Origin of the sequence: Burkholderia sp. Se-20373 (genome assembly GCF_017104705.1) — a bacterium.
GTDB lineage: Bacteria > Pseudomonadota > Gammaproteobacteria > Burkholderiales > Burkholderiaceae > Burkholderia.
In genome coordinates this window covers 1-13,223 of record NZ_JAAGPH010000063.1, presented here as the reverse complement: position 1 = coordinate 13,223, position 13,223 = coordinate 1, and the positions used below count along the sequence as shown (strand labels likewise).

Sequence of the window (13,223 nt, the reverse complement as noted above, 5' to 3'; positions counted from 1 at the left end):
AAAGAAGGTGTCCGCACGCCTGTGCCGGCGCCGCTCGGGGCAAGCGCCCGTCGCGCTTGCCGGCTTCGTTCCGCTCTCGCTCTCACCTCATCTGGGGGTTTCGTGAATCGCTCCGGTTCCCGCGTCGCGCTGCTGGTCGGCGCCGCGCTCGTCGTCGCCGCCTGTCATCCGAAAGACTCCGCGCCGCCCGCCCCGCGCCCCGTCGTCGCGCTGCCCGCTCATGCCGACGACGCTGCCGTCGCCCGCACGCTCCCCGGCGAAATCCAGCCGCGCTACGCCACCCCGTTGTCGTTCCGCATCGCCGGCAAGATCATCGAGCGCAAGGTGCGCCTCGGCGATACGGTCAAGGTCGGCCAGGTCGTCGCGCTGCTCGATCCGTCCGACGTCGAGAAGAACGCCGCGAGCGCACAGGCGCAACTCGATGCCGCGACGCACAGCCTCGCGTTCGCGAAGCAGCAGCTCGACCGCGATCGCGCGCAGGCGCGCGAGAACCTGATCGCGACCGTGCAGCTCGAGCAGACCGAGAACAGCTACACGTCGGCGCTCGCGCAGCGCGACCAGGCGCAGCAGCAGCTCGCGCTCGCGAAGAACCAGCTCCGCTACGCGACGCTCGTCGCCGATCACGCGGGCTATATCACCGCCGAACAGGCCGACACCGGCCAGAACGTGTCGGCCGGCCAGGCCGTCTACCAGCTCGCGTGGTCAGGCGACGTCGACGTCGTCAGCGACGTGCCCGAGGCCGCGCTTGCATCGCTCACGCCGGGCCACGCGGCCACCGTCACGCTGCCGTCGCTGCCGGGCCGCCCGTTCGCCGCAAAGGTGCGCGAAATCGCACCGGCCGCCGATCCGCAAAGCCGCACGTATCGCGTGAAGCTCACGCTCACCGCACCCGACCCGGCGATCCGGCTCGGGATGACGGCCAGCGTCGCGTTCGACGGCGCACCGGCCGCCGGCGACGCGCAGTCGATCACGCTGCCCGCGACCGCGCTGTTCCACGACGGCCAGCAACCGGCCGTGTGGGTCGTGCGCTCGAAGGACGACACGCTCGAGCTGCGCCGCGTCGACGTCGCGCGCTTCAACGAGCGCACGGTGACGGTGTCGCACGGGCTGCAGCCTGGTGAACGCGTCGTGCTGCAGGGCGTGCACACGGTCAGCGCGGGCGAGAAGGTCCGCGCGATCGCGCCGCTGCATCCGGAGGACTTCGCATCGTGAGCGTTTCCTACGAAGAAGGCCGCTTCAACCTGTCGGCGTGGGCGCTGCGCCACCAGGCGCTGGTCATCTACCTGATCGCGCTCGCGACGCTCGCGGGCATGCTTGCCTACACCCGCCTCGCGCAATCCGAAGACCCGCCGTTCACGTTCCGCGTGATGGTGATCCGCACGTTCTGGCCCGGCGCGACCGCGCGGCAGGTGCAGGAACAGGTCACCGACCGGATCGGCCGCAAGCTGCAGGAAACGCCGGCCATCGACTTCCTGCGCAGCTACTCGCGCCCCGGCGAATCGCTGATCTTCTTCACGATGAAGGATTCGGCGCCGGTGAAGGATGTGCCTGAAACCTGGTACCAGATCCGCAAGAAGGTCGGCGACATCGGCTATACGCTGCCGCCCGGCGTGCAGGGCCCGTTCTTCAACGACGAATTCGGCGACGTCTACACCAACATCTGGACGCTCGAAGGCGACGGCTTCACGCCCGCGCAGCTCCACGATTACGCCGACCAGCTGCGCACCGTGCTGCTGCGCGTGCCGGGTGTCGGCAAGGTCGACTATTTCGGCGACCCCGGCCAGCGGATCTTCATCGAGGTGAACAACGCGCAGCTCACGCGCCTCGGCATCTCGCCGCAGCAGCTCGGGCAGGCGATCAACGCGCAGAACGACATCTCGTCGGCCGGCACGCTGACGACCGCCGACGATCGCGTGTTCGTGCGGCCGAGCGGCCAGTTCGACAACGTCAATGCGATCGCCGACACGCTGATTCGCATCAACGGCCGCACGTTCCGGCTCGGCGATCTCGCGACGGTGAAGCGCGGCTACGACGATCCGGCCGTCACGCAGATGCGTTCGAACGGCCGTGCGGTGCTCGGCATCGGCGTCACGATGCAGCCGGGCGGCGACGTGATCCGGCTCGGCAAGGCGCTCGACGCGGAATCGAAGGACCTGCAGGCGCAGCTGCCGGCCGGCCTCAAGCTGACGCTGGTATCGAGCATGCCGCACGCGGTCGCGCATTCGGTCGACGACTTCCTCGAAGCCGTCGCCGAAGCCGTCGCGATCGTGCTGGTCGTGAGCCTCGTGTCGCTCGGCCTGCGCACCGGGATGGTGGTCGTGATCTCGATTCCGGTCGTGCTCGCGGTAACCGCCCTCTTCATGTACCTGTTCGACATCGGGCTGCACAAGGTATCGCTCGGCACGCTCGTGCTCGCGCTCGGGCTGCTGGTCGACGACGCGATCATCGCGGTCGAGATGATGGCCGTGAAGCTCGAACAGGGCTACACCCGTGCCCGCGCCGCCGCGTTCGCCTATACGAGCACCGCGTTCCCGATGCTGACGGGCACGCTCGTCACCGTGTCGGGCTTCCTGCCGATCGCGCTCGCGAAATCGAGCACCGGCGAATACACGCGCTCGATCTTCGAGGTGTCTGCGATCGCACTGATCGCGTCGTGGTTCGCGGCGGTCGTGCTGATCCCGCTGCTCGGCTTCCACCTGCTGCCCGAGCGCAAGCGGCAAGCGCATGAAGCGCACCTGCCCGACGACCACGAGCACGACATCTACGACACGCGCTTCTACCGGCGGCTGCGCGGCTGGATCGACTGGTGCATCGAACGGCGCTTCGTCGTGCTGCTGATCACGGGCGCGCTCTTCGTCGTCGCGCTGATGGGCTTCTCGCTCGTGCCGCAGCAGTTCTTCCCGAGTTCCGATCGCCCCGAGCTGCTGGTCGACCTGCGGCTGCCCGAAGGCGCGTCGTTCGCGGCGACGCTGCGCGAGACCGAACGCCTGGAAAAGGTGATCGACAAGCGCCCCGAAATCGATCATTCGGTGAACTTCGTCGGCAGCGGCGCGCCGCGCTTCTACCTGCCGCTCGACCAGCAGCTCCAGTTGCCGAACTTCGCGCAGTTCGTGATCACCGCGAAATCGGTGAAGGACCGCGAGAAGCTCGCGACCTGGCTCGAAACCACGTTGCGCGAGCAGTTCCCGGCCGTGCGCTCGCGGCTGTCGCGGCTCGAGAACGGCCCGCCGGTCGGCTATCCGGTGCAGTTCCGCGTGAGCGGCGACAGCATCGCGACGGTCCGCTCGATCGCCGAGAAAGTCGCGGCGACGATGCGCGGCGACGCGCGCACGGTCAACGTGCAGTTCGACTGGGACGAGCCGGCCGAGCGCTCGGTGCGCTTCGAGATCGACCAGAAGAAGGCGCGCGAGCTGAACGTCACGTCGCAGGACGTGTCGAGCTTCCTCGCGATGACGCTGTCCGGCACGACCGTCACGCAGTACCGCGAGCGCGACAAGCTGATCGCGGTCGACCTGCGCGCGCCGCGGGCCGACCGTGTCGATCCGGGCAAGCTCGCCGGCCTCGCGCTGCCGACCCCGAACGGCCCCGTGCCGCTCGGCTCGCTCGGCCGCTTCAAGCCGACGCTCGAATACGGCGTCGTGTGGGAACGCGACCGCCAGCCGACCATCACCGTGCAGTCGGACGTGCGCGCCGGCGCGCAGGGCATCGACGTCACCCACGCGGTCGACGCGAAGCTGAACACGTTGCGCGCGCAACTGCCGGTCGGCTATCAGATCAACATCGGCGGCTCGGTCGAGGAAAGCGCGAAGGCGCAGAAGTCGATCAATGCGCAGATGCCGCTGATGGCGATCGCCGTGTTCACGCTGCTGATGATCCAGCTGCAGAGCTTCTCGCGCGTGCTGATGGTCGTGCTGACCGCGCCGCTCGGGCTGATCGGCGTGGTCGCGACGCTGCTGCTGTTCGGCCAGCCGTTCGGCTTCGTCGCGATGCTCGGCGTGATCGCGATGTTCGGGATCATCATGCGCAACTCGGTGATCCTCGTCGACCAGATCGAGCAGGACATCGCCGCCGGCCACGGCCGCGTCGACGCGATCATCGGCGCAACCGTGCGGCGCTTCCGCCCGATCACGCTGACGGCCGCGGCCGCCGTGCTCGCGCTGATCCCGCTGCTGCGCTCGAACTTCTTCGGGCCGATGGCGACCGCGCTGATGGGCGGCATCACGAGCGCGACCGTGCTGACGCTGTTCTACCTGCCCGCGCTGTATGCAACGTGGTTCCGCGTGAAGCACGACGAACGCGACCCGCAGGGCGGCACGCCTGCCGCGCCGTCGGGAGCCTGACCATGGATCGATCGATGAACCTGAAAACACAAGCCGCGCGGGCACTCGCGGTGGCGAGCCTCGCCGGCCCGCTCGCCGGCTGCGCCTGGTTCGCGCCGAGCGGCGAGCCGCCCGCGACGCCGTCGCCCGCGCACTATGGCGCCGCGCCTCAAGTCCAGCAGACCGTGTCCGCGCAAGGCGTCACGCAGCAGTTCGAGGTCGGCGCGCAACCGGTACCCGACTGGTGGAAGCAGTACCGCTCGGACGCGCTGAACGCACTCGTCGACGAAGGGTTGCGCAACAGCCCGACGTTGAGCGCGGCATCGCACTCGCTCGATGCCGCGCGCGAGCAGTTGCGCGGACAGATCGGCAGCTCGATGCTGCCGTCGATCGACGCGGGCGGCCAGGCCACGCGTCAGCGTGCGCTCGGCGTGCCGATTCCCGCGCTCGGCGCGCCGACGCTGCTGTACGACACGTTCGTCGGGCAGCTGCAGGCGAGCTACACGATCGACCTGTTCGGCGCGTCGCGTTTCGCGAACCGGGCGCTGGCCCGCCGCGTCGACGTCAGCGCGTTCCAGCTCGAATCCGCGCGACGCGCGCTGGCCGCGAACATCGTCACCGCGTCGATCACGGTGTCGGTGCTGAATGCGCAGATCAATACGACCGAGCGGCTCGTCGCGCTCGCGAACGATCAGGCGCACGATGCCGAACGCCGTTACGCGCTTGGTTCCGCGTCGCGCAGCGACGCGCTGAACGCGCGGCAAAGCGCCGACACGTTCGCGGCGAGCCTGCCCGCGCTGCGCCAGCAGCGCGACTCGGCACGCCACGCGCTCGCGGTGCTGGTCGGCCGCACCAACATGAGCGAGTTCGCGTTCTCGGGGCTCGGGCTGAACCCGCACTTCGGCCACCCGCGCTCGCCGTACCACCGCGACGTGCCGGGCGACGCGCGGATTTCCGGCGGTTCGTCGTCCGGCGCGGCCGCGTCCGTCGCCGACGGGATGGCCGCCGTCGCGCTCGGCACCGACACGGGCGGCTCGATCCGCATTCCGGCCGCCCTGTGCGGGCTGACGGGCTTCAAGCCGACCGCGAGCCGGATCCCGACGCAAGGCGGCGTGCCGCTGTCGACGACGCTCGACTCGTTCGGCCCGATCGGCCTGACGGTCGCCTGCTGCGCGCTCGTCGACCGGATGCTCGCGGGCCTCGAACCGCACGTGCCGGCCGCCCGGCCGCTCGAAGGCGTGCGGCTCGGCGTGCTGACGAACTACGTGACGGACGGCGTCGATGCCGACGTCGCGGCCGCGCTCGACGCCGCGCTCAAGCATCTCGAAGCCGCCGGCGCGATCGTCACGGAAGTGCGCTTCCCCGCGCTCGACCGGCTGCCGGACGTCAACCGCTTCGGCTTCTCGCCGATCGAGGCCTACGCGTGGCATCGCCCGCTGCTCGCCAAGCACCGTGACCAGTACGACCCGCGCGTGCTCACGCGGATCCTGAAGGGCGAACCCGCGAGCGCGGCCGACTATCTCGACCTGCTCGCCGCGCGCACGGCAATGCTCGACGAAGCGGCCCACACGGTCTGGTCGCGCTTCGATGCGCTCGTCGCGCCGACGGTGCCGGTCGTGCCGCCGCGCATCGCCGAACTCGAAGCGGACGACGATGCCTTCACGCGCACCAACGCGCTGATCCTGCGCAATCCGAGCGCGTTCAACTTCCTCGACGCGTGCGCGTTGTCGCTGCCCTGCCATCCGCGCGACGCGGCGCCGGTCGGCCTGATGCTCGCGGCCGCACCGCATCGCGACGACGCGCTGCTCGCGATCGGCCAGGCGGTCGAGGCCGTACTGAATACGATCCGCTGAGCGCCGCCAACCGGGCGCCGGCGGACACGACGCGCGGTGCGGCAGGTTGCCGCACGCGCGCTGTCAGTTTCGTGCCAGACCGTTCGCGCTAAAATCGCGCGATTGTTTTCCGGACCGACCCACGAGGAACCCCGCCGACATGAACGACTACACGCTCGCCATCCGCCGCGAACGCCGCCTGCTGATGCTGCTCGGATGGGTATGCATCGCCCTGCTGGCCGGTGCGCTCTACCTGCAGTACGTGAAGAACGAAGATCCGTGCCCGCTGTGCATCATCCAGCGCTACTTCTTCTGCGCGATCGGGATCTTCGCGTTCCTGGCCGCCGGGATCCGCAACTGGCGCGGGGTCTGGGTGCTCGAGCTGCTGATCGCGATCGCCGCGGCCGGCGGCGTCGGCACGGCCGCCCGGCATCTGTCGATCCAGATGAATCCGGGCTTCAGCTGCGGCTTCGACACGCTGCAGCCGATCGTCGACAGCCTGCCGCCCGCGCAGTGGTTCCCGGGCATGTTCAAGGTCGCCGGGCTGTGCGAGACGGTCTACCCGCCGATCTTCGGCATCCTGCTGCCCGGCTGGGCGCTGATCGCCTTCGCGGTGATCCTGGTCGCGGTCGCCGCGAGCCTCTGGCGCCATCGCCGCAAGCTCGTGGCCTGACCGGCGGGTTTCGCAACGGCCTGCGCGCGGCCCGTTCGCCCGGGCCGCACACTACCGCCGGCCGGTGACCGCCCGGCTCCAGAGCGCTCGCCGGCCCAGCCCGGCGAGCCGCATCCGGCCCGCCAAGCGTAAACACCTACCCCGCCGCCGCCCGGGTCTCCGGGCGAACGCGCATCGCGCGACTTCCGCGCCCAGCCCCGCCACGCCTGCGTTTCGGCCCGATGTGCAAGCATCGGCGCCCCGATCCCGCGCGGCGGGCCTATGATCGACATGATCGCCTCCTGATAGCCCGGATCACCGCCCCGCGATGTTCCCGTCGCCTCGCGGTGCTATCTTCGTGACTGGATGGCGATCTACGTGCGCGAGGCCAGGCGGTCTCCCCCCCCTGCGTAACGCGCGCCCGATCCGCAATGTCGACTGGATTCATCATGACAACGCAAACCATCCGCATCCGTCACCCTCATGGCGTCCGCGCATCCGGCGGAGCCGTCCGCCCGCACCGTTCGCGCGCCGCCGCCGCACTGCATCGGCCGTGCGGCCGGTCCGCGTCGCTCCCGTCCGTCATCGTTGCCGCCACGCCCGCCAGCCCGCGCCGCGTGTCGTGCCGCGTCGTCCCGAACGGAGCGTGCTGATGGAAGCCTGGCTCGGCGATCTGCAGCAACTGCTCGCGCATGGCGAAGCGGCCGTGCTCGTGACGGTCGCGCACACCGACGGCTCCGCACCGCGCGAAGCCGGCACCAAGATGCTCGTCACGCGCGACACGGCCCGCCATACGATCGGCGGCGGTCATCTGGAATGGAAGGCGATCGAGATCGGGCGGCATCTGCTGAAGGATGGCGCGCACGTGCCGCACGCGCGCCGGCTCGAACGGCTCGCGCTCGGCCCGAGCCTCGGCCAGTGCTGCGGCGGCGCCGTGGTACTCGCTTTCGAGCGGCTCGATGTGGGCGATCTCGGCTGGATCATGTCGCTCGCGAAGCGTGTCGCGGCCGGCGTCGCGACCGTGCGTAGCGTATCATTCGGCCCCTCGCCGGGCGCGCCGCTGTTGAGCGAGCCCGAATCGGAAGCCGCGCGTGCCGACTGCCTGCTGTGGGAAACCGGCGGCGTGTCGCTGATGACCGAAACGATCGCGCCGTATGCGTTCCCCGTCGTGCTGTTCGGCGCCGGACACATCGGCACCGCGCTCGTGAAGGTGCTGGCGACGCTGCCGTGCCACGTGCGCTGGATCGACGGGCCCGATGCGGTGTTCCCGCCGGCCGACGCGCTCGCCGGCATCGGCAACCTCGCGATCGAGGCGGCCGCTGCCCCGGCCGACGCGGTCGACGCCGCACCGCCGCAGTCCTACTTCGTCGTGATGACGCACGACCACGCACTCGATTTCGTGCTGGCCGAGCGCATCCTGCGGCGCGGCGACTACGCGTATTTCGGGATGACCGGCTCGCACGCGAAACGCGTGCAGTTCGATCATCGCCTCGCCGCGATCGGCATCGACCCGGCCCAGGTCGCGCGGATGCGCTGCCCGATCGGTGTCGAAGGCATCATCGACAAGGCCCCCGAAGTGATCGCGATCTCGGTGGCTGCGCAATTGCTGCAGGCCGTCGAGGCAAACGCGAATGCGAACGCGTCCGCGCAGGCTTCCCCTACCTACTGACCGACCAAGAACGACGCCATGACCCCGACATTCAAGGACAAGATTGCCCGCGCGCCGAAGGCGGAGCTGCACATCCATATCGAAGGCTCGCTCGAGCCCGAACTGATTTTCGCGCTCGCGCAGCGCAACGGCGTGAAGCTCGCGTACGACTCGATCGACGCGCTGCGCGCCGCGTACGCATTCACCGACCTGCAGTCGTTCCTCGACATCTATTACGCCGGCGCGAGCGTGCTGCTGACCGAGCAGGATTTCTACGACATGACGGCCGCGTACTGCGCACGCGCGCTCGCCGACAACGTCGTCCACACCGAGCTGTTCTTCGATCCGCAAACGCACACCGAGCGCGGCGTGCCGATCGAGACGGTGGTCGCGGGCATCGAGCGTGCACTCGCCGATGCCGAACAACGCGGGCTGTCGAGCAAGCTGATCCTGTGCTTCCTGCGCCACCTGTCCGAAGAGGACGCGCTCGCGACGTTCGAATCCGCGCTGCCGCTGTTCGAGCGCTATCGCCATCGCCTGATCGGCGTCGGCCTCGACTCGTCCGAGCTCGGCCATCCGCCGGCGAAGTTCGCACGCGTGTTCGAGAAGGCGCGCGCGCTCGGGCTGAAGCTCGTCGCGCACGCTGGCGAAGAAGGCCCGCCCGCGTACATCTACGAAGCGCTCGACGTGCTGAAGGTCGACCGGATCGACCACGGCGTGCGCAGCATCGAGGACGCGGCACTCGTCGAGCGCCTCGCGAAATCGCGCACGGCGCTCACCGTCTGCCCGCTGTCGAACCTGAAGCTGTGCGTGTTCGACGACATGGCGAAGCACACGCTGAAGGCGCTGCTCGAACGCGGTGTCGCGGTGACGATCAACTCCGACGATCCGGCCTATTTCGGCGGCTACGTCAATGAAAACTACTTCGCGACGGCCGAAGGGCTGCAACTCACGGATGCCGAAGTCCATGCGGTGATCCGCAACGGCTTCGAGGCGTCGTTCATCGAACCGGCGCAGCGCGACGCACTGTACGCGCGCCTCGACGCGTACTGGCAGGCCGCGTGACGGCCGGCATCGAGGAACGCTGACAGATGAAACACGGCAACGGCATCCGCTTCGCGACCACCGGCCCGGCCTTGCGCCGGGACGACCGCGTGCGTGAGTGCGCGGCGACGGCGTTGTTCGTCGTCGCGCGCGCGTGCCTGCCGTCGCGATTTGCCGTTTCGCTCGCCACCGCATCGGCCGTGAGCGCAACGGCTGCGAGGCCCGCCGGCAACCACTCGCTGGCGGCTTCGGCCGCCACGTTCGCCCGCGCAATCGCTTCCGGTCGTGCCGCACGCTGCGTGCCGCACCTGCTCGCCAGGCACCGCCTTGCCCTCGTGCGGCGTCGCCCGTTTTCTTCTGTTCGCCTTACCTTGATGCAGGACCATTCGTCATGACGCAAACCGCTTTCCGTTCCCAGCTGCTGACCTTCAACGGCGACCCGGCGCAATCGAGCCAGGCCGCGAACTACGAGACCGACGGCCTCCTGGTCGTCGACGACGGCAAGGTGGTCGCGGCCGGCCCGTACGCGCAACTCGCCGCGACGCTCGCGCGCGACGCGATCGTCCATGACCTGCGCGACAAGCTGATCGTGCCCGGCTTCATCGACACGCACATCCACTATCCGCAGACGGACATGATCGCGTCGCCGGCGCCGGGCCTGTTGCCGTGGCTGGACAAGTACACGTTCCCCACCGAGCGCCAGTTCGGCGATCCCGAGCATGCGCGCGAAGTCGCCGACTTCTTCGTCGACGAACTGCTCGCCTGCGGCACGACGAGCGCGCTCGTCTACTGCACGGTGCACAAGCAGTCGGCCGATGCGCTGTTCGCGGCGAGCGACGCGCGCGACCTGCGGATGATCGCGGGCAAGGTGCTGATGGACCGCAACTGCCCCGAATTCCTGCGCGATACCGCGCAATCGGGTTATGACGACAGCGCCGAGCTGATCGACCGCTGGCACGGCAAGGGCCGCCAGATGTACGCGCTCACGCCGCGCTTCGCGCCGACGTCGACCGAGGCGCAGCTCGAGGCGTGCAGCGAACTCGCGCGCCGCCATCCGGACGTGTTCGTGCAGAGCCACGTCGCGGAAAACGTCGACGAAGTGAAATGGGTGGCCGAGCTGTTCCCCGGCCATCGCAGCTATCTCGACATCTACGACCGCTACGGGCTGCTGCGCCCGCGCGCGGTGTACGGCCACTGCATCCACCTCGACGACGAGGACCGCCGCCGGATGGCCGAGACACGCACCGTCGTCGCGCACTGCCCGACGTCGAACTTCTTCCTCGGCAGCGGGCTGTTCGATTTCGACAAGGCCGGCGAATACGACGTGCCTGTCACGCTCGCGACCGACGTCGGCGGCGGCACGTCGTTCTCGATGCTGCAGACGATGAACGAAGCGCACAAGGTCGCGCGGCTGTCGGGCCACCACCTGACCGCGACGCGGATGTTCTGGCTCGCAACGGCCGGCGCCGCGCAGGCACTCGACCTCGCCGATACGGTCGGCACGCTCGCACCGCGCACCGAGGCCGACTTCGTCGTGCTCGATCCGCAGGCCACGGCGCTGCTCGCGCGCCGCACGAAGCGCGCGGATTCGCTCGAGGAACTCCTGTTCGCGTTCGCGCTGCTCGGCGACGACCGCGCGGTGTACCGCACCTATGCGGCCGGCCAACTCGTCCACGAGCGCGGCGCGGCACGCCGCCCCGCCGCGTAACGACTTGCCGGGGTTCGCCCCGGCACGCGCGGGCCTCCACCGCTGCGCGGGCCGGCCGCCGAGATTGCCGTAGGCCGATCCCGCCCCGACGCCGGGCGCAGCGCCCGCCAACCGCTTTCCCGTGCGCAACGCACCGTGCTAGAATTCGCCGCTCATTGGGGAGTAGCCGCTCCGCTCGATGTCCCGCGCTCCCGGCGCGCATCGTGACGGAGGCGTCCGTCAACAGACTTGGCCGTACGGCCATGGCGGACGCAGCCACCTAGGCCTGGCGAGACCGATGGTTCACAGCGCGCCGCATCAGGGCCCGGCGCGCGGTGGATCGTCGCTCGCACGCACAACATCGGCCCGTGGAACCCCATCCGTGTCCCAAGCCTTCCTGATCTCCACCGGCGCCGTCGCCCTCGCTGAAATCGGCGACAAGACCCAACTGCTTTCCCTCGTACTGGCCGCGCGCTATCGCAAGCCGGTGCCGATCATTCTCGGCGTGCTCGTCGCGACGCTCGTGAACCATGGTTTCGCCGGCGCGCTCGGCGAATGGCTCGGCGTGCTCGTCACGCCGTCGATCATGCGCTGGGCGCTCGCGTTCTCGTTCATCGCGATGGGGTTGTGGATCCTCGTGCCGGACAAGCTCGATGCCGACGAAGCCAATGCCAACCGCTCGCGGCTCGGCGTGTTCGGTGCGACCCTCGTCGCATTCTTCCTCGCGGAAATGGGCGACAAGACGCAGATCGCGACCGTCGCGCTGGCCGCGCGCTTCCAGGACTACATCGGTGTCGTGGCCGGCACGACGTTCGGGATGATGCTCGCGAACGTGCCCGCGATCCTGCTCGGCGACCGCTTCGCGCACCGCCTGCCGACGAAGCTCGTGCACGCGATCGCGGCCGTGCTGTTCGTCGTGCTCGGCGCGCTGGCGCTGCTGGGTATCGGGGTCTGACGGAAGGGCATGGCCGGCGCGGCCGGACGGCCGCGCCGAGAGGGGTACCGCGTTACTTCGCGGCGGCGGCGCCCGAAGCGGGCGTGGCCGGCACCACGCGTTCGTTGGCAGCCGGCGCCGCCGGGCCGCCGCGCTTGTCGACCGGCAGCCGGACCGAGCGAACCGCGCCGTTGGACAGCGGGAAGTCGGCGAGCGCACTGCGCGCGAGGAACGGCATCGCGTACAGCAGCGTGCCGTTGTCGCCGGTCGTGCGCGCGGACACGTTGTACACCTCCTTGCCCGTCGCGCGCTCGGTGATGCGGATGCCAAGCGTGTAGTCGAACACCTGGTACGTCTGCGCGACGTAGCCGGCCGGCATCGGCCCCCAGGGACCCCACGGGCCCCACGGCCCGCGCCGCCAGTACGGCCCGGGCGCGAACCACGGATCGTAATAGACCGGCTGCGGCACCGTCACGAGATCGCTGCCGACCGCATAGGTCAACCCGACGAGGTAGCGCGCCTGCGCCTGCGGCACCTGCCGGAATGCATACGTCGACAGCTCGTTCGCGACGATCGGCTCGTAGGTCGACTGCTCGATGCTGTTCTTCTGCGCCTCGGTACGCGTGAACGCATAGGTGCGTGTCGCGTCGCTGCCGCTCCAGTCGGAGAAGGCCGTGACCTGGGTCGTCACGTAGCTGGTGCAGCCGGTCAGCAGCGCCACGCACAGCACCGCCGCCCAGCCCGCACCGCGTTGAATCCATTCGCGTTTCATGTTGATCCTCTTCGATCCGTCACCCGTTCGTCGCACCGCGCGAACCGTAATGGGATGCCGATAATACGCGGACTCCCGGAACCGGTAAAAAGTTCGCCCGGCACGCGGCCGCCAGCCTTTGTACAATGGCCCGGTTCGCCCGGCCCGTGCCACGGGCCCGTCCCCCACTCCACCGATCTCGACGACCATGTCCGACAACGCCTCCTCCACCGTGATCCGCCGCGCCGACTACACGCCGCCGGCCTTCCTCATCGATTCCGTCGCGCTCGAATTCGATCTCGCGCCGGCCCGCACGATCGTCAGGAACACGATGCGCGTGCGCCGCAATCCGGACG

10 protein-coding genes and 1 riboswitch are annotated in these 13,223 nt (G+C 69.4%); of the genes, 9 read left to right on the top strand and 1 reads right to left on the bottom strand.

Annotation, left to right across the window (positions count from 1 at the left end; translation table 11 throughout):
- Window positions 1-102 precede the first annotated feature (102 nt).
- The 9 genes from G3N96_RS20850 to G3N96_RS20805 all read left to right on the top strand — a co-directional run bounded on the left by G3N96_RS20850 (window position 103) and on the right by G3N96_RS20805 (window position 12,137).
- Window positions 103-1,212: an efflux RND transporter periplasmic adaptor subunit gene (locus G3N96_RS20850; RefSeq protein ID WP_124583409.1), complete on the top strand. Its 1,110-nt coding sequence runs from the start codon at window positions 103-105 to the stop codon at window positions 1,210-1,212.
- Window positions 1,209-4,340 (top strand): efflux RND transporter permease subunit, encoded by a 3,132-nt coding sequence (locus tag G3N96_RS20845; RefSeq protein ID WP_206138326.1) that lies wholly within the window; start codon window positions 1,209-1,211, stop codon window positions 4,338-4,340. The genes G3N96_RS20850 and G3N96_RS20845 overlap by 4 nt, the downstream gene beginning before the upstream one ends.
- A gap of 2 nt (window positions 4,341-4,342) precedes the next feature.
- On the top strand, window positions 4,343-6,172 hold the full coding sequence (locus G3N96_RS39270) for an amidase (protein WP_241022749.1): 1,830 nt from the start codon (window positions 4,343-4,345) through the stop codon (window positions 6,170-6,172).
- Window positions 6,173-6,311: 139 nt separating this feature from the next.
- Entirely contained in the window at window positions 6,312-6,824 is a 513-nt protein-coding gene (locus G3N96_RS20830; RefSeq protein ID WP_089424765.1) for a disulfide bond formation protein B, read from the top strand.
- A gap of 631 nt (window positions 6,825-7,455) precedes the next feature.
- Window positions 7,456-8,472 carry a xanthine dehydrogenase accessory protein XdhC gene (gene xdhC / locus G3N96_RS20825; protein WP_206138325.1) on the top strand — a complete coding sequence of 339 codons (1,017 nt, stop codon included), beginning with the start codon at window positions 7,456-7,458 and terminating at the stop codon, window positions 8,470-8,472.
- 18 nt (window positions 8,473-8,490) lie between these two features.
- A complete protein-coding gene (locus G3N96_RS20820; protein WP_206138324.1) occupies window positions 8,491-9,516 on the top strand; it encodes an adenosine deaminase in 1,026 nt (341 codons plus the stop codon).
- 26 nt (window positions 9,517-9,542) lie between these two features.
- Window positions 9,543-9,890: a hypothetical protein gene (locus G3N96_RS20815; protein ID WP_206138323.1), complete on the top strand. Its 348-nt coding sequence runs from the start codon at window positions 9,543-9,545 to the stop codon at window positions 9,888-9,890.
- Complete coding sequence (gene guaD, locus G3N96_RS20810) at window positions 9,887-11,203, top strand: guanine deaminase (RefSeq protein ID WP_124576041.1); 1,317 nt, start codon at window positions 9,887-9,889, stop codon at window positions 11,201-11,203. Before G3N96_RS20815 ends, guaD begins: the two co-directional genes overlap by 4 nt.
- 145 nt (window positions 11,204-11,348) lie before the next feature.
- Window positions 11,349-11,486: riboswitch (yybP-ykoY riboswitch) on the top strand.
- Between the two features lie 78 nt (window positions 11,487-11,564).
- On the top strand, window positions 11,565-12,137 hold the full coding sequence (locus tag G3N96_RS20805) for a TMEM165/GDT1 family protein (protein WP_046545165.1): 573 nt from the start codon (window positions 11,565-11,567) through the stop codon (window positions 12,135-12,137).
- Between the two features lie 52 nt (window positions 12,138-12,189).
- On the opposite strand, the gene G3N96_RS20800 is transcribed toward G3N96_RS20805, so the two are convergent.
- Window positions 12,190-12,888 carry a DUF4136 domain-containing protein gene (locus G3N96_RS20800; protein WP_206138322.1) on the bottom strand — a complete coding sequence of 233 codons (699 nt, stop codon included), beginning with the start codon at window positions 12,886-12,888 and terminating at the stop codon, window positions 12,190-12,192.
- Between the last annotated feature and the right edge of the window lie 335 nt (window positions 12,889-13,223).

Bases quoted from the DNA above. Each gene is read 5' to 3' on its own strand.
- guaD (WP_124576041.1), top strand. From the start codon at position 9,887: ATGACGCAAACCGCTTTCCGTTCCCAGCTGCTGACCTTCAACGGCGAC.
- G3N96_RS20820 (WP_206138324.1), top strand. From the start codon at position 8,491: ATGACCCCGACATTCAAGGACAAGATTGCCCGCGCGCCGAAGGCGGAG.
- G3N96_RS20815 (WP_206138323.1), top strand. From the start codon at position 9,543: ATGAAACACGGCAACGGCATCCGCTTCGCGACCACCGGCCCGGCCTTG.
- G3N96_RS20800 (WP_206138322.1), bottom strand. From the start codon at position 12,888: ATGAAACGCGAATGGATTCAACGCGGTGCGGGCTGGGCGGCGGTGCTG.
- G3N96_RS20830 (WP_089424765.1), top strand. From the start codon at position 6,312: ATGAACGACTACACGCTCGCCATCCGCCGCGAACGCCGCCTGCTGATG.
- xdhC (WP_206138325.1), top strand. From the start codon at position 7,456: ATGGAAGCCTGGCTCGGCGATCTGCAGCAACTGCTCGCGCATGGCGAA.
- G3N96_RS39270 (WP_241022749.1), top strand. From the start codon at position 4,343: ATGGATCGATCGATGAACCTGAAAACACAAGCCGCGCGGGCACTCGCG.